Consider the following 16,449-nt stretch of genomic DNA (forward strand, 5'->3'; position numbering starts at 1 on the left):
GGCGGGCGATGAGTTCCGGGGTCGGCGTCGGTCTACCTCCCGAGACCTCACGCAGAAGGAGCAGCGCATGACCGACACCACCGGGACGACCGGAGAGCCCCTCGACCTCGGACCGCAGACGGAGGTCCTGGCGCGGCTCGCCGCCGGCGTCACCGACGAGCAGCTGGCCGGCCCGACGCCCTGCCCCGCGTACGAGGTGCGCCACCTGCTGGGTCACCTGGCGGGGCTCGCCGCCGCCTTCCGTGACGCCGGCCGCAAGGACCTCGGCGTCACGACCGACACCAGCCCGGACTCCGCGCTTCCGGACCTCGCCCCCGGCTGGCGCGAGGAACTGCCCAAGGTCCTCGCCGAACTGGCCGAGGCCTGGCGCGACCCGGCCGCCTGGACCGGCATGACCCGCGCCGGGGGCGTCGACCTGCCCGGCGAGGTCGCGGGCCTGGTCGCCGTGGACGAACTGGTCGTCCACGGCTGGGACCTGGCCCGTGCGACGGGCCAGGCCTACGACCCCGACCCGGCCGCGCTCCGGACCTGCCACGACTTCCTCGCCGCGGCCGTCGACGACCCCGGCCGCGACGCCATCTTCGGCCCCGTCGTCCCCGTGGGGCCGGACGCGCCGCTGCTGGACCGGGCGGTGGGGCTGAGCGGGCGCGACCCGGGGTGGACGCCCAAGCCGTAGGGAACGCGTCACCGCCCAGGCCGAAGGGGCGGTGACGGCCGTGTCCCCGCCCCGTCCGCGCGGCAGAATGATCCCGGGCGACGGCACACGCGCAGTGGTCGGAACGGGGTGGGGCATGGCGGGTTCGGGGCGTCGCCTCTTCCACGTGCGCGGGGTGGGCGGCGTGGGCAAGTCCACGCTGCTGCGCCAGTGGCAGGAGACCGCCCGGCGCGCGGGCGCGGTGACGGCGGTGGTGGACGAGGGCGACGTCCACGGCGTCCAGCAGGCCCTGACGGACCTGGCGCGGCAACTGGCCGGGCAGGCGGGGCCGCTCAAGGAGTACGACCGGGCGGCCGAGCAGTACCGCCGGGAGCAGGAGACCGCCGCCGAGTCGGTGCCGGCGGAGGGCGAGGCCTCGGTGTCCAGCAGGGTCGTGGCGCAGGCCGCCCTGGGAGCGGTGTCGCTCATACCGGGCGCCGGCCCGGTCGCCGCGATGGCCGGCCCCGACGCCGCGGCCCAGGGACTGGACCGGCTCCGCTCCGGTGCCCGGGTGCGCGGCCGCCGGGCCCGCGCGAGCGACGCGGTCGAGGTGAGCCGGGCGTTCGTCTCCGAGCTCTACCGGCTCTGCGGCCGGTACCCGTGGGTCGTCCTGTTCCTCGACACCTGGGAGGTGACCGGCCGCTACCTCGACGGATGGCTGCGCGACCTGCTGGAGGACGCGTTCGGGCCGCTGCCCGCCCACGTGATGGTGGTCCTGGCCGGACGCGACGAACTCGCGGAACGGGAGTGGGCTCCGCTGCGGGCCCTCGCGGCCGACGTCCCGCTGGACGTGTTCACCGCAGCGGAGACCAGGGATCTCCTCGCCACCCGGGGCGTGACGGAACCCGACGCGGTGGAGAGGCATGCCGTGACCGGTGGACGGAACTCCTCGCCCGCCCGGCGGAGTCCGGCGACGAGGACGCCACCCGGTTCTTCAGCCTGTTCCGGGCGCTCCTCCTCGACGAGGAGGACAGGGCCGCGGAGGCCACCGAGGCGTTCCTCGACAGCGGCCCGGACCGCGACGCCGTGACGGACCTGCTGCACTACCTGGCCGAACTGTCCGACGTGGACGGCACACCCGCCCGACGGGCCGCACGGAGCCGCCGACTGGTCCGGGAACCCACCCGCGGGTGAGGCCCGACGGCAACTTCCTCTGTCGAAAGCATTGACGAACCCCAGCCGCCCTCCTACCGTCATCGCGTCGTACTTCGTACGTCATATATGAGACGCGATACGCGAGATCCGATACGCGATCCACCGAGACGCGAGATCCGAGAGGCGCGCATGACCTCTGTGCCCACGCCGATCCCCTCCCGCACGCAGTACGTGCTGGAGGGGATCAAACACCGCATCCTCACCGGGCAGTTGACGCCGGGTCAGGCGCTGGTCGAGACGGAGCTCGCCGCGCAGTTCGGGGTGTCCAAGACCCCGGTGCGCGAGGCGCTCAAGACCCTCGCCGGGACCGGGCTGGTCGTGATGAGCCAGTACAAGGGCGTCACGGTGCGCATGGTGGACGCGGACATGGCGCGCGAGGTCTACGACGTGCGGCTGCTGCTGGAGCCCGAGGCGCTGAAGCGGGCCGTGCAGCGCGGCGCCTCCCTGGACGCCGCCCGGGACGCGCTGACCCGGGCCGCCGCCGCCACCGACACCGCCGAACGCTCCCTCGCCAACCGGGAGTTCCACCGCGCCCTGTACCTGCCCTGCGGCAACCCGCTGCTCGGCCGGATGCTCGACGAGGTCCGCGACCAGGCCGCCCTGGTCTCCGCCGTCGCCTGGGCCGCCTCGCCCTCCTGGGAGCGGGAGGCCGGCGAACACCACGAGATCCTGCGGCTCGCCCTCGACGGCGACGCAGACGGCGCGGCCCGCGCCCTCCACTCCCACATCGCGTCGTTCGTGCAGCGCGCTTTCCCCCAGGCAGCACTGGAACAGGAAGGTCAGGAATGAGCAGCGTGGCGTTCGAGACCCAGCGGGCGGCCCTGGCCGACGTGGTGGCGATCCCGGTGACCCCCTTCGCCGAGGACGGCTCCGTCGCGCCGGACACCTACCGGGCCCTGCTGCGCCGTCTGCTCGACGGTGGCATCACCACCCTCACCCCGAACGGCAACACCGGCGAGTTCTACGCCCTCACGCCCGAGGAACGCCGCCTGGTCACCGAGCTGACCATCGACGAGGCCGGGGACCGCGCCGCGATCCTCGTCGGCGTCGGGCACGACATCCCGACCGCCGTCGCCTCCGCCCGGCACGCCCGGGAGCTCGGCGCCCAGATGGTGATGGTCCACCAGCCCGTCCACCCGTACGTCTCCCAGGCCGGCTGGGTCGACTACCACCGCGCCGTCGCCGAGGCCGTGCCCGAGCTGGGCGTCGTGCCGTACATCCGCAACCCGCAGCTCACCGGCGCCCGCCTCGCCGAACTCGCCGACGCCTGCCCGAACGTCATCGGCGTGAAGTACGCCGTGCCGGACGCCGCCAAGTTCGCCGCCTTCGCCCGGGACGCGGGCCTGGAGCGGTTCGTGTGGGTGGCCGGACTCGCCGAGCCGTACGCCCCCTCCTACTTCTCCGCGGGCGCCACCGGCTTCACCTCCGGGCTGGTGAACGTCGCCCCGGCCGTCTCCCTGAACATGATCGAGGCGCTGCGCTCCGGCGACTACCCGGCCGCCATGAAGGTCTGGGAGCAGATCCGCCGCTTCGAGGAACTGCGCGCGGCCAACGGCTCCGCCAACAACGTCACCGTCGTCAAGGAGGCCCTCGCCTCCCTCGGCCTGTGCCGCCGCGAGGTCCGCCCGCCGAGCCGGACCCTCCGGGAGGACGAGCGCGCCGAGGTCGCCGCGATCGCCGCGGGGTGGTCGATATGACCGGCAGACTGCGTCCCGAGGACCTCAGGAGCCACCAGTGGTACGGCGTCGAGGGCCAGCTGCGCACCTGGTCGCACAACGCCCGCATGCGCCAGCTCGGTTACGAGGCGGAGGAGTACCAGGGCCGCCCGGTGATCGCCGTCCTGAACACCTGGTCCGACATCAACCCCTGCCACGTCCATCTGCGCGAGCGCGCCGAGGCGGTCAAGCGGGGGGTGTGGCAGGCCGGCGGCTTCCCGCTGGAGTTCCCCGTCGCCACGCTCTCCGAGACGTACCAGAAGCCGACCCCGATGCTCTACCGCAACCTCCTCTCCATGGAGACAGAGGAGCTGCTGCGGTCGTATCCGGTCGACGCGGCGGTGCTGCTCGGCGGCTGCGACAAGTCGACGCCCGCGCTGCTCATGGGCGCCGCCTCCGCCGACGTACCGGCGCTGTTCGTGCCCGCCGGGCCGATGCTGCCGGGCCACTGGCGCGGCGAGACCCTCGGGTCCGGCACCGACATGTGGAAGTACTGGGACGAGCACCGCGCGGGCAACCTGACCGACTGCGAACTGCGGGAGCTGCAGGGCGGGCTGGCGCGTTCCCCCGGTCACTGCATGACCATGGGGACCGCGTCGACGATGACCGCGGCGGCGGAAGCCCTCGGTATGACGCTGCCCGGCGCCTCCTCGATCCCGGCCGTCGACTCCGGGCACGAGCGGATGGCCGCCGCCTCCGGGCGCCGTGCCGTGGAACTCGCCTGGACCGCGCTCAAGCCGTCCCGGATCCTCACCCGCGAGGCCTTCGAGGACGCCGTCACCACGGTGCTCGGACTCGGCGGCTCCACCAACGCCGTCATCCACCTGATCGCCATGGCGGGCCGCGCCGGCGTCCGGCTCACCCTCGACGACTTCGACCGCATTGCCCGCACCGTGCCGGTGCTCGCCAACGTCCGGCCCGGCGGACAGACCTACCTCATGGAGGACTTCCACTTCGCCGGAGGCCTGCCCGCCTTCCTCTCGCGGATCACCGACCTGCTCCACCTGGACCGGCCCACCGTCAACGGCACCCTGGGAGAGCAGCTCGCCGGCGCCGTCGTCCACGACGACGACGTCATCCGCACCCGCGAGAACCCGGTCGCCGCCGAGGGCGGGGTCGCCGTGCTGCGCGGCAACCTCTGCCCCGACGGCGCCGTCATCAAGCACATCGCCGCCGAGCCGCACCTGCTCAAGCACACCGGTCCCGCGGTCGTCTTCGACGACTACAAGACCATGCAACGCACGATCAACGACCCCGAACTGAACATCACCGCCGACAGCGTGCTCGTGCTGCGCAACGCCGGACCCAAGGGCGGCCCCGGCATGCCCGAGTACGGCATGCTGCCGATCCCCGACCGCCTGCTCAAGCAGGGCGTACGGGACATGGTCCGGATCTCCGACGCCCGGATGAGCGGCACCAGCTACGGCGCGTGCGCGCTGCACATCGCGCCCGAGTCGTACGTCGGTGGGCCGCTGGCCCTGGTCCGCACCGGTGACCCGATCACCCTGGACGTCGAGGCCAGGACCCTCCAGCTCAACGTGGACGACGAGGAGCTGGAGCGCCGGAGGGCGGAGTGGACGCCGCCGCCCGCCCGGTACGAGCGCGGCTACGGCGCGCTCTACAACGAGCAGATCACGCAGGCCGACACCGGCTGCGACTTCGAGTTCCTCGCCCGTCCGGGCCGGGTCGCCGACCCGTACGCGAGCTGAACGGCCGCACCACCCTCGCACCTCAGCACCACCCACGCACCTCAGCACCACCCACGCACCTCAGCACGACCCGGCACGACCCTGCCCAGGAAGAAAGCGCTTCCCGCGCACGCACCGAGCACGACGTACCACGACGTACTGAGAACGGAGAACAGTCATGGCCCAAGCCGCAGCCGTGGCGAAACCGCCCGCGCCACCCCGGCGGCGCCGTGCCTCCGCCACCCCGCGCAGGCTCCCGTACCTGCTGATCGGGCCGGCCGCCCTGCTCATGCTGGGCTTCATCGCCTACCCGGTCATCAGCGTCTTCTACTACAGCCTGCAGAACTACAACCCCACCAAGCCGTGGCGGAACGGATTCGCGGGCTTCGACAACTTCGTCCACGCCTTCACCAAGGACCCGGTCTTCTGGGACACCCTGGTCTTCAGCGCCAAGTGGGTCTTCGTCGAGGTCGGACTCCAGCTGCTGTTCGGTCTCGCGCTGGCCCTCATCGTCAACCAGACCTTCGTGGGCCGGGGCCTGGGACGCGCCCTGGTCTTCTCCCCCTGGGCCGTCTCCGGCGTGCTCACCTCCGCGATCTGGGTGCTCCTCTACAACTCCCAGACCGGCATCACCCGCTACCTCGCGGACATCGGCATCGGCTCCTACGGCACGAGCTGGCTCTCGGACACCTCCACCGTCTTCCCGGCGGCGATCGTGGCCGACCTGTGGCGCGGGGTGCCGTTCTTCGCGATCCTCATCCTCGCCGACCTCCAGTCCGTGTCCAAGGACCTCTACGAGGCCGCCGAGGTCGACGGGGCCAGCCGCCTCAAGCAGTTCTGGCACATCACGCTGCCGCACCTGAAGGACGCCATCATCCTGTCCACGCTGCTGCGCGCGGTGTGGGAGTTCAACAACGTCGACCTGCTCTACACCCTGACCGGCGGCGGCCCCGCGGGCGAGACGACCACCCTGCCGCTCTACATCGCCAACACATCCGTCGACGCCCACAACTTCGGCTACGCGTCGGCCCTGACCACGGTGGCGTTCGTGATCCTGCTCTTCTGCTCGATGGTCTACCTGCGGCTGAGCAAGTTCGGAGGCGAGAGCAAGTGAGCGTCAAGGAAGCGACCAAGACGGCGCCCGCCCCCGTGCGCGCCACCCCCGCACCGCCGCGTCCGGCGAAGCGCAACCGGGCCTGGGACGAGGCACCCCGCTGGCAGATCTACCTGCCCCTGGGGATCTACCTGGTCTTCACCCTCATCCCCTTCTACTGGATCCTGCTGTTCGCCCTGCGCCCGGCCGGCTCCACGTCGCTGGTGCCCTGGCCCATGACCTTCGACCACTTCGAGAAGGTGTGGACGGAGCGGAGCTTCGGCACCTACTTCACCAACAGCGTGCTCGTCGGCATCGCCACCCTGGTCATGACGACCCTCGTCGCCCTGGCCGGCGGCTACGCCCTCGCCCGGTTCGACTTCAAGATCAAGCGGGCGTTCATGCTCGCGCTGCTCTGCTCCCAGTTCGTACCGGGCGCGCTGCTGCTGGTCCCGCTGTTCGAGATCTTCGCCGAACTCCAGATGATCAACAGCCTCGGCAGTGTCATCCTCGCCGAGACGGTCTTCCAGCTGCCGCTGTCGATGATCCTGATCAGCAACTTCATCAAGAACGTGCCGTACTCCCTGGAGGAGGCGGCCTGGGTGGACGGCTGCAACCGCATGACGGCCTTCCGGATCGTGGTGCTGCCGCTGCTGCGGCCCGGCCTGATCGCCGTCGGCTCCTTCGCCTTCGTCCACTCCTGGAACCACTTCCTGTTCGCCCTGATGTTCCTCAACAACCAGGACAAGCAGACCATCCCGGTCGGCCTGAACACCCTGATGAGCGCGGACAGCGTCGACCTGGGCGCCCTGGCGGCGGGCGGCATCATCGCGGCCGTGCCGGTCGTGGTCGTCTTCGCCTTCATTCAGAAGTGGCTGATCACCGGCTTCAGCGCGGGGGCGGTGAAGGGATGAGACCCGGACGACTGGCCGTCACGGCGGGCCTGCTGGGGGTGCTCTGCGTCCCCGCGCACGCGGAGGCCCGCGACCTCGGCCGCGACACCCTCCCCGCGAACGACGGCTGGGCCTCCGAAGGACGGGGCACCACCGGAGGCGCGGCCGCCGACGCCCACCACGTCCACACGGTGACCGACCGCGCCGGGCTCGTCCGCGCCCTGGACGGCGGCAGCGACACCCCGAAGATCATCCAGATCGCCGGGACCATCGACGCCAACACCGACGACGACGGCGACCGCCTGGACTGCGCCGACTACGCCACCGGCGGCTACAGCCTGAAGAAGTACCTCGCCGCCTACCACCCGCGCACCTGGGGCGCCGCCAAGCCCAGCGGGCCGCAGGAGGAGGCCCGCCAGGCCTCCGCCGCGCGGCAGGCCGAGCGGATCGTGCTGCCCGTCGGCTCCAACACCACGATCGTCGGCCTCGGCGACTCGGCGGTCCTGAAGGGTGCGAGCCTCCAGGTGCGCGACGCGGACAACGTGATCATCCGCAACCTCGAACTGCGCGACGCCTACGACTGCTTCCCCGTGTGGCAGCCCAACACCGGCGGCCTCGGCGACTGGAAGGCCGCCTACGACAACCTCTGGCTGGCCGGCGCCACCCATGTGTGGGTCGACCACATCACCGCCTCCGACCGGGGCCACCCCGACGCGAAGGAACCCACCCACTTCGCCCGCAACTACCTCCGCCACGACGGCCTGCTCGACATCACCAACGGCTCCGACCTCGTGACCGTCTCCTGGAGCCGGTTCGCCGACCACGACAAGGCGATGCTCATCGGCAACGGCGACACCGCCACCGGCGACCGCGGGAAACTCCGCGTCACCCTGCACCACAACGCCTTCGAGTCGGTCGTCCAGCGCGCCCCGCGCGTCCGCTTCGGCCAGGTCCACGTCTACAACAACCGCTACGACATCACCGGCGACGACTACCGCTACTCCCTGGGCGTCTCCACCGAGTCCAGGATCCACGCCGAGAACAACGCATTCCACGCGCCCGGCCACGTGGAGGTCGCCGACCTCGTCAAGAGCTGGAACGGCAGCGCCCTGCAGCAGAGCGGCACGCTCTTCAACGGCTTCCCGGTTGACCTGCTCATGATCTACAACGCCTACAACTCCGGCAGCGAGCGCGACCTGACGGCCGATGTCGGCTGGACGCCCGTCCTGCACGGCCCGATCGACAGCGCCGCCACGGCCGACCGGGCGGTGGCCCGCGGCGCGGGAGCGGGGAGGATCCCATGACCGGTCGCATGATCGACGCCATGAACACACCTGTGCCCGTCGTCCTCGCCGGTGCCCGCGGTCACGGCCGCTGGCACGTGGAGAACATCCGCCGGCTCCAGAAGAAGGGCCTCGTCCGGCTGGTCGGGGTCTGCGAGCTGACACCGCTGACCGAGGACGAACTCGGCGACCTCGGCACCCCCGAGCAGTCCGCCGACTTCGGTGCCCTGCTGGACTCCACCGGCGCCCGGATCGCGGTGATCTGCACGCCGATCCCGACCCACACCGACCTCGCGCTCACCGCGGCCGAACGGGGCGTGCACCTCCTCCTGGAAAAGCCGCCCGCGCCCTCGTACGCGGAGTTCCGCCGGATGGCCGACGGGGTCGCCGCGGCCGGAGTCGTCTGCCAGATCGGCTTCCAGTCACTGGGCTCGCACGCCCTGCCCGCCATCCGCGAACTGGTCGACCAGGGCGCGATCGGGCAGCTCGTCGGGCTCGGCGGAGCCGGTGCCTGGGTGCGGGACGAGGACTACTTCCGGCGGGCCCCCTGGGCGGGCAAGCGGCGGATGAACGGCGTCGACGTGATCGACGGGGCCCTGACCAACCCCCTCGCGCACGCCGTCGCCACGGCGCTCGCCCTCGGCGGCAGCACCCGCGCCGAGGACGTCACCGACATCGAGACCGAACTGCTGCGCGCCAACGACATCGAGTCCGACGACACCTCCTGCGTGCGGATCACCACCGCGCAGGGCCACCCGGTCACCGTCGCCGCGACCCTGTGCGCCGAGCGGGCGGACGAGCCGTACGTGCTGGTGCACGGCAGCAGCGGCCGCATCACCTTCTGGTACAAGCAGGACCGCGTGCTGCTCCAGCGCGCCGGGCACGGTCCGGAGGAGTTCGAGCACGGCCGCACCGACCTGCTGGAGAACCTCGTCGACCACCTCACCACCGGCGCCGACCTGCTCGTCCCGCCGGACCGGACCGGCGCCTTCATGAAGGTCGTGGAGGCCATCCGCACCGCTCCCGACCCGGCGCCGCTGCCGGACGGCGGCTGGCACCGGATCCCCGGCGAGAACCGCCGGGTGGTGCCCGGCATCGACGGGCTCGTCGCGGCCGCCGCAGACACCCTCTCCCTCTACTCCGAGCTCGGCGCCCCCTGGGCACTGAACGCGGAGCACCTGTCGAAAGAGGTGAGCACCCGATGACCAGCAGCGACACCGCGGTCCTGCGCGTCGCGGGCCGACCGGTCGGCCGGTACGTCACCCGGCCCGAGCTGCCGGACCGGCTCTCCCCACGGCCCTATCTGCACCCCGTCACCACCCTGGCCGGCACGGCGGTCACCGAACTGAGCCCCGCCGACCACGCACACCACCTCGGCGTCGGTGTCGCCGTTCCCGACGTCGAGGGGTTCAACTTCTGGGGCGGACGCACCTACGTCCGCGACCAGGGCCCGACCGAGCTGGACAACCACGGCTCCCAGCGGCACATCGCCTTCCAGCTGCGCGACCCGGACGGCTTCGTGGAGGAGCTGCGCTGGGTCGCCGCGGGCGGCGAGCTGCTGCGCGAGCGCCGCACGGTCGCGGCCACCGAACTCACCGACCAGGCCTGGGCGCTGGACCTCACCTTCTCCCTCACCAACGTCACGAAGGCACCACTGTCGATCGGCAGCCCCGCGACCAACGGCCGCCCGGGCGCGGCCTACGGCGGCTTCTTCTGGCGGGCCCGCAAGGAGGCCGCCGCGCCGGAGGTCTTCACGGCCGACACCGAGGGCGAGGCCGGGGCGCACGGCGGGCGCGCCGACTGGCTCGCCCTGGCCGGGGCGGGCTGGACGCTGGTCTTCGCCGGGGCCACCGAACAGACCCGGCGCGACCCGTGGTTCGTGCGCACCGAGGAGTACCCCGGCGTCGGCTCCTCGCTGGCGTACGACGAGCGGCTGCCGATCCCGCCGGGCGAGACCGTCGCCCGCCGGATCGTCACCGTCGTCGCCGACGGCCGCCTCGGCCGGGACGCCGCCGCGGCCCTCGTACGGAAGGCGGTGAGCCCGTGACCGCCGAGACGTCCCCGGGCACCTACACCAACCCCGTCCTCGACGCCGACTGGTCCGACCCGGACGTCGTGCGCGTCGGCGACGACTTCTACCTGACCGCCTCCAGCTTCGGCCGCGCCCCCGGCCTGCCCCTGCTGCACTCCCGGGACCTGGTCCACTGGACCCTGGTCGGCCACGCCCTCGAACGCCTCGAACCGGCGGCGGCGTTCGCCACGCCCCGGCACGACTGCGGCGTCTGGGCCCCGTCCCTCCGCTACCACGACGAACGCTTCTGGATCTTCTGGGGCGACCCCGACCAGGGCATCTTCCAGGTCAACGCCCCCCGGATCAGGGGCCCCTGGACCCGCCCGCACCTGCTGAAGGCGGGCAAGGGCCTGATCGACCCCTGCCCCCTGTGGGACGAGGAGACCGGCGAGGCCTACCTGGTCCACGCCTGGGCCAAGTCCCGCTCCGGCGTCAAGAACCGGCTCACCGGCCACCGGATGCGCCCCGACGGCACCGAACTCCTCGACGAGGGCAAGGTGATCGTCGACGCCGACCGCATACCCGGCTGGTTCACCCTCGAAGGACCCAAGCTCTACCGGCACGACGGCTGGTTCTGGATCTTCGCCCCGGCCGGGGGAGTGGAGACCGGCTGGCAGGGCGCCTTCCGCTCGCGCGGCTTCTTCGGGCCGTACGAGGAGCGGATCGTCCTGGAGCAGAAGGACACCGACGTCAACGGCCCTCACCAGGGCGGCTGGGTGCGGACCCCGTCCGGCGAGGACTGGTTCCTGCACTTCCAGCAGCGCGGCCCCTACGGCCGGGTCGTCCTCCTCCAGCCGATGCGCTGGGGCCAGGACGGCTGGCCCGTGCTCGGGAACGACGGCGCCCCCGTCACCGAACACCGCCGCCCCGCCCTGCCGCCGCAGCCGCCCGCCGCGCCGGCCACCGACGACGACTTCCCCGGCGGACGGTTCGGCCGCCAGTGGCAGTGGACGGCCAACCCCGGCGACGGCTGGGCCACCCAGCACTCCGGGGACGGACTCCGGCTGACCTGCGTCCGCTCGGCCGACGCCCACGACCTGCGCAGACTCCCGAACGTCCTCACCCAGCGGCTGCCCGGCAAGCCCTGCGCGGTCGAGGTGGAGCTGCGGCTCGACAGCGACGAGCCCGGGGCACGGGCGGGGCTCGCGGTGCTCGGGGACGCGTTCTCCTGGATCGGGCTCCAGCGGGGCGCCGACGGGGCCGTGCACCTCGTGCACCGGTTCGCGGAGGGCGTCGCCGAACGGGAGCGGGACGCCGACCACGCCCGGCTCGCCCCCGACGGCCGGGCCCGGCTGCGGATCGAGATCGGCGCGGGAGCGCGCTGCCGCTTCTCGGCCGACACCGGCGACGGCTTCCGGCCGTCCGGCCCGGTCTTCGCCGCCACCCCCTGGCGCTGGGTCGGCGCCCTGCTCGGCCTGTTCGCCCTCGCGCCCGCCGGAGGCGGGCACGCCGGAGCCGCGACCTTCACGCGGTTCAGAGTCACGCCCGCATAAGTCACCCTCGTACGCCTGTGGGGAGCCGCAATGACGCACTTCCGGAGCAAGCGCTTGCCGGGGCCGGGGCACGGCAAGGTCGTGGCCACCGTGCTCGGCCTCGTCGCCGCGCTGGGGCTCGGGGCGATCGGTGACGCGCAGGCGGCGGCGCCCGCACCGCAGGCCGCGCCCGCCGCCGACCGCTGGACCGACCGGCCCCACGGCTTCGCCTCCCTCGCCGGCGGCACCACCGGCGGGGCGGGCGGCAAGGTCGTCACCGTCACCGACCAGGCCGCGCTGGCGAAGTACGCGGCGGCCGAGGAGCCGTACGTCATCCGCGTCAAGGGATCGCTGGACATGGACCCCTTCGGCACGGAGATACCCGTCGCCTCGGACAAGACCATCATCGGCGTGAGCGACACCGCCGAGATCGTCCACGGCGGCTTCACCCTCGATGCCGGCACGCACAACGTCATCATCCGCAACCTCACCATCCGCGACACGGCCATCGAGGGCAACTGGGACTGCAAGGACACCGACTACGACGGCATCCGCCTCGACACCGCCCACCACGTGTGGATCGACCACATACGGTTCTCGCGGATCTGCGACGGCCAGCTCGACATCCGCAAGGACAGCGAGTACGTCACCGTCTCCTCCAACCAGTTCACCGACAACAACAAGACCTTCGGCATCGGCTGGACCCCGAACGTCAAGACCCAGATCACCGTCGACCACAACTGGTTCCGGAACACCAAGCAGCGCAACCCGTCCGCCGACAACTGCGCCTACGCGCACCTCTACAACAACTACCTGTCCTCGCAGCTGTCCGACGGCGACCCCGTGTGGACGTACGGGAACTGGGCGCGCGGCCGGACGAAGATGGTCGTCGAGAACAGCTACTACGACGGCGTCCAGCATCCCTACCAGGCCGACGCCACCGCCGAGCTGGTGCAGCGCGGGTCGGTCCTGAGGAACACGACGGGCCGGCACGACGCCTGGGGCACGGCGTTCGACCCGCGCGCGTTCTACGCCTACCGGCTCGACCCGGCCGCGGCCGTGCCCGCGCTGGTGAAGCGGTTCTCCGGACCGCAGAAGCGGATCGGCGGACCGGTCACGCTCCACGTCCCGGGCGACTACCCGACCGTGCAGGCCGCCGTGGACGCCGCGCCCGACGGCAACGACGTGCCGGTGCGGATCGCCGTCGCGCCGGGCACCTACCGCGAGAAGGTGCTCATCCCGGCGGGCAAGCCGCACATCGAGCTGCGCGGCACCGGACGGCACCGCTCCGACACCGTCATCGTCTTCGACACGCCCGCCGAGTACGGGGGCTCGACGGGGAGCGCCACCGTCCGGATCGCCGCGAACGACATCACGGCACGCCACCTCACCTTCAGCAACGACTTCGACGAGGCCGCGCACGAGCTGAAGGGCGAGCAGGCGCTTGCCATGAAGACGACCGGCGACCGGATCGTCTTCGACGACACGGCGTTCCTCGGCAACCAGGACACGCTGATGACCGACAGCCCCAAGCTGACCACCGTCAGCCGGGTCTACGTCCGCGACTCCTACATCGAGGGCGACGTCGACTTCGTCTACGGACGGGCCACCACCGTGATCGAGCGGTCGGTGATCCGGGCGCTGAGCCGGGGCTCGGACACGAACAACGGCTACATCACCGCCGCTTCGACCTGGAAGGGCAACCCGTACGGGTTCCTGATCACCAGGTCGAGGATCGTCAGTGACGCCCCCGCCGGGACGTTCCACCTCGGCAGGCCCTGGCACCCGGGCGGTGAACCGGACGCGATCGGCCAGGTGCTGATCCGGGACACCGAACTGCCCGCCGCGATCAAGAGCTCTCCGTGGACCGACATGAGCGGGTTCTCGTGGAAGGACGCGAGGTTCGCCGAGTACCGCAACCACGGAGCGGGCGCGACGGTCACCGCCGACCGTCCGCAGCTGAGCCACCAGGAGGCGCGGTCCCACACCGTCGCCGCCTACCTGAAGGGCACGGACGACTGGGCGCCCCACGCCCACCACTGACCCCCCACACCCACACAGTTCGCTGGATCCAGAAGAAGAGAGCCGACCAATGAAGATCAGCAATCGAACCAGCAGCAGAGGCGGGCGCCGGACCTCGGCCGCCGTCGCCCTGGGGGCCGTGCTCGCGCTGACCGCGACCGCATGCGGCGACGACGGCAGCGGGGCGGGCGGCGACAAGGGCTCCGAGGGAAGCGGCAAGGGCAAGATCGTCTTCTGGGACAACAACGGCGGTGTCCGCACCGAGATCTGGAAGGAGGTCATCGCCGACTTCGAGAAGGCCCACCCGGACATCAAGGTCGAGTACGTCGGGATCGCCTCCACCGAGTACCAGTCCAAGGTCGACACCGCCCTCCAGGGCGGCGGCCTGCCGGACGTCGGCGGCGTGGGCGCGGCGATGCTCGCCGGGTTCGCCGCGCAGGGCGCGCTGGAGCCGCTCGACGACCGGCTCGCCAAGTCGTCGCTGAACGGCAAGCTCAACAAGGACATGGTCGAGTCGCTGAAGGCCGCCGGCGGCGGTGACGACAAGCTGTACTCGATCCCGACCTCCGCGAACAACGGTGTGCTGTACTACCGCACCGACCTGTTCAAGAAGGCCGGCCTGGAGGAGCCGACCACCTGGGACCGGTTCTTCACGGCCGCCGACAAGCTCACGAACAAGGGCAAGAACGAGTTCGGCTACACCATCCGGGGTGGCGCGGGCTCCATCGCCCAGGCGCTGGACGCGATGTACGGGCAGTCCGGTATCACCTCGTTCTGGGATTCCAGTGGTGAGAAGACCACGGTCAACGACCCGAAGAACGTGGCCGCGCTGGAGAAGTACGCGAAGCTGTACAAGAGGGTCACTCCGGCCGCCGACCTCAACAACGACTTCACGAAGATGGTCGCGCAGTGGGACTCCGGCACGATCGGGATGCTGAACCACAATCTCGGGTCGTACCAGGACCATGTGAAGGCGCTCGGGGTCGACAAGTTCCGCGGTATTCCGCAGCCGACCGGGCCCGGCGGGAAGCGGGTGCAGGTCTCCAACCCGGTGGACGGGCTCGGACTGTTCAAGAGCTCGAAGAACAAGGAGGCCGCCTGGAAGTTCATCGAGTTCGCCACGTCCAAGGCGGAGAACTCGAAGTTCAACGAGGCGGCGGGGCAGGTGCCGTCGAACACGGACGCGGCGCAGGACGCGTGGATCGCGAAGGCCGAGCCCACGAAGCTGGCGGCGCAGGCGTTGTCGGACGGGACGACGACGATCGTGCAGCTGCCGTACTACCTGCCCGACTGGAACACCATTTCCAAGGCCGACAATGAGCCGAACTTCCAGAAGGTGCTGCTCGGGAAGATGAGTGCGAAGGAATTCCTGGACACGATGGCTGAGCAGTTGAACACCGCGCAGGAGGAGTGGAACCAGCAGAACGGTTGATTGCCGGGTCTCGCCGTGGGACGGCCTGTGGTGTGCGGGCTGCGGGCCGTCCCTGGCTGGTCGCGCAGTTCCCCGCGCCCCTCAGGGCGTGGAACCAACCCCTTCCTGAAAGGAACTCTGCGTGTCTCTCAGTCGTAGACAAGTGGCTGTCGCCGGAATGGCCGCTGTGCCTCTCGCACTGTCCGTCGGCGGTACCGCGCACGCGCGTGGTCGCCGCACCCTCCACATCGCCGGTGACTCCACCGCCGCCCAGAAATACGCCAACGCCGCGCCCGAGACCGGGTGGGGAATGGCGCTGCCGTTCTTTCTCCGCAAGGATCTCTTCGTCGCCAATCATGCGGTGAACGGGCGGAGTTCGAAGAGCTTCGTCGACGAGGGGCGGCTCGATGCCGTTTTCTCCGTGATACGGCCCGGGGATTTCCTTCTCATCCAGTTCGGTCACAACGACGAGAAGAAGGAGGACCCCACCCGCTACACCGAGCCCTGGTCGACGTATCAGCAGTATCTGCGGAGGTACGTCGAGGGGGCCCGGGCCCGGGGGGCGCGGCCGGTGCTGGCCACGTCCGTGGAGCGGCGCAGGTTCGACGCCGCCGGAAAGGCCCTGCCCACGCACGGGGAGTACCCGGCGGCCATGCGGGCGCTCGCCGCCGAGGAGGGGGTGGCGCTGCTCGACCTCCAGACGCTGTCGCTCGCCCGGTGGCAGGAGCTGGGGCCCGAGGCGACGAAGACGTACTTCAACTGGACCGCGACCGAGCAGGACAACACGCACTTCAATCCGCCGGGAGCCATCGAGGTGGCCCGGCTCGTGGCGCGGGAGCTGCTGCGGACCAGGGTGCTCGGGCCGCGCGATGTGCGGCGGCTGGACGAGCGGATCCCCGAGTCCTGGATCACCTGGCCGGAAGCCGCCGCGTAACGGAGAGCACCGTCCCCG

Annotated in this window: 14 protein-coding genes; all 14 read left to right on the forward strand. The window is 71.3% G+C overall.

Annotated elements, in window-relative coordinates:
• Window positions 1-67 precede the first annotated feature (67 nt).
• The 14 genes from ACSUPV_RS31425 (at window position 68) to ACSUPV_RS31490 (ending at window position 16,431) form a co-directional block, all read left to right on the forward strand.
• A complete protein-coding gene (locus tag ACSUPV_RS31425) occupies window positions 68-676 on the forward strand; it encodes a TIGR03086 family metal-binding protein (protein ID WP_031117330.1) in 609 nt (202 codons plus the stop codon).
• A 115-nt stretch (window positions 677-791) separates the two neighbouring features.
• Window positions 792-1,724 carry a hypothetical protein gene (locus ACSUPV_RS31430; RefSeq protein WP_436949004.1) on the forward strand — a complete coding sequence of 311 codons (933 nt, stop codon included), beginning with the start codon at window positions 792-794 and terminating at the stop codon, window positions 1,722-1,724.
• Between the two features lie 254 nt (window positions 1,725-1,978).
• Entirely contained in the window at window positions 1,979-2,638 is a 660-nt protein-coding gene (locus ACSUPV_RS31435) for a GntR family transcriptional regulator (protein WP_031117328.1), read from the forward strand.
• Window positions 2,635-3,546 carry a dihydrodipicolinate synthase family protein gene (locus ACSUPV_RS31440; RefSeq protein WP_436949005.1) on the forward strand — a complete coding sequence of 304 codons (912 nt, stop codon included), beginning with the start codon at window positions 2,635-2,637 and terminating at the stop codon, window positions 3,544-3,546. The genes ACSUPV_RS31435 and ACSUPV_RS31440 overlap by 4 nt, the downstream gene beginning before the upstream one ends.
• Entirely contained in the window at window positions 3,543-5,273 is a 1,731-nt protein-coding gene (gene araD, locus ACSUPV_RS31445; protein WP_436949006.1) for an L-arabinonate dehydratase, read from the forward strand. The genes ACSUPV_RS31440 and araD overlap by 4 nt, the downstream gene beginning before the upstream one ends.
• 157 nt (window positions 5,274-5,430) lie before the next feature.
• Window positions 5,431-6,366, forward strand: coding sequence for a carbohydrate ABC transporter permease (locus tag ACSUPV_RS31450; protein WP_031117325.1), 936 nt, complete (start codon window positions 5,431-5,433; stop codon window positions 6,364-6,366).
• Window positions 6,363-7,259, forward strand: coding sequence for a carbohydrate ABC transporter permease (locus tag ACSUPV_RS31455; protein ID WP_031117324.1), 897 nt, complete (start codon window positions 6,363-6,365; stop codon window positions 7,257-7,259). The genes ACSUPV_RS31450 and ACSUPV_RS31455 overlap by 4 nt, the downstream gene beginning before the upstream one ends.
• Window positions 7,256-8,542: a pectate lyase family protein gene (locus ACSUPV_RS31460; RefSeq protein ID WP_436949007.1), complete on the forward strand. Its 1,287-nt coding sequence runs from the start codon at window positions 7,256-7,258 to the stop codon at window positions 8,540-8,542. The genes ACSUPV_RS31455 and ACSUPV_RS31460 overlap by 4 nt, the downstream gene beginning before the upstream one ends.
• On the forward strand, window positions 8,539-9,726 hold the full coding sequence (locus ACSUPV_RS31465) for a Gfo/Idh/MocA family protein (protein ID WP_436949008.1): 1,188 nt from the start codon (window positions 8,539-8,541) through the stop codon (window positions 9,724-9,726). The genes ACSUPV_RS31460 and ACSUPV_RS31465 overlap by 4 nt, the downstream gene beginning before the upstream one ends.
• Entirely contained in the window at window positions 9,723-10,568 is an 846-nt protein-coding gene (locus ACSUPV_RS31470; RefSeq protein ID WP_436949009.1) for a PmoA family protein, read from the forward strand. Before ACSUPV_RS31465 ends, ACSUPV_RS31470 begins: the two co-directional genes overlap by 4 nt.
• Window positions 10,565-12,085: a family 43 glycosylhydrolase gene (locus tag ACSUPV_RS31475; protein WP_436949010.1), complete on the forward strand. Its 1,521-nt coding sequence runs from the start codon at window positions 10,565-10,567 to the stop codon at window positions 12,083-12,085. The genes ACSUPV_RS31470 and ACSUPV_RS31475 overlap by 4 nt, the downstream gene beginning before the upstream one ends.
• A 30-nt stretch (window positions 12,086-12,115) precedes the next feature.
• Complete coding sequence (locus tag ACSUPV_RS31480) at window positions 12,116-14,107, forward strand: pectinesterase family protein (RefSeq protein ID WP_436949011.1); 1,992 nt, start codon at window positions 12,116-12,118, stop codon at window positions 14,105-14,107.
• Window positions 14,108-14,156: 49 nt separating this feature from the next.
• Window positions 14,157-15,518 (forward strand): ABC transporter substrate-binding protein, encoded by a 1,362-nt coding sequence (locus tag ACSUPV_RS31485; RefSeq protein ID WP_037756969.1) that lies wholly within the window; start codon window positions 14,157-14,159, stop codon window positions 15,516-15,518.
• Between the two features lie 121 nt (window positions 15,519-15,639).
• Entirely contained in the window at window positions 15,640-16,431 is a 792-nt protein-coding gene (locus ACSUPV_RS31490) for a rhamnogalacturonan acetylesterase (protein ID WP_037756968.1), read from the forward strand.
• Window positions 16,432-16,449 lie beyond the last annotated feature (18 nt).

It is taken from the genome of Streptomyces sp. SudanB52_2052 (genome assembly GCF_964272415.1).
GTDB classification, from domain to species: Bacteria; Actinomycetota; Actinomycetes; order Streptomycetales; family Streptomycetaceae; genus Streptomyces; species Streptomyces olindensis.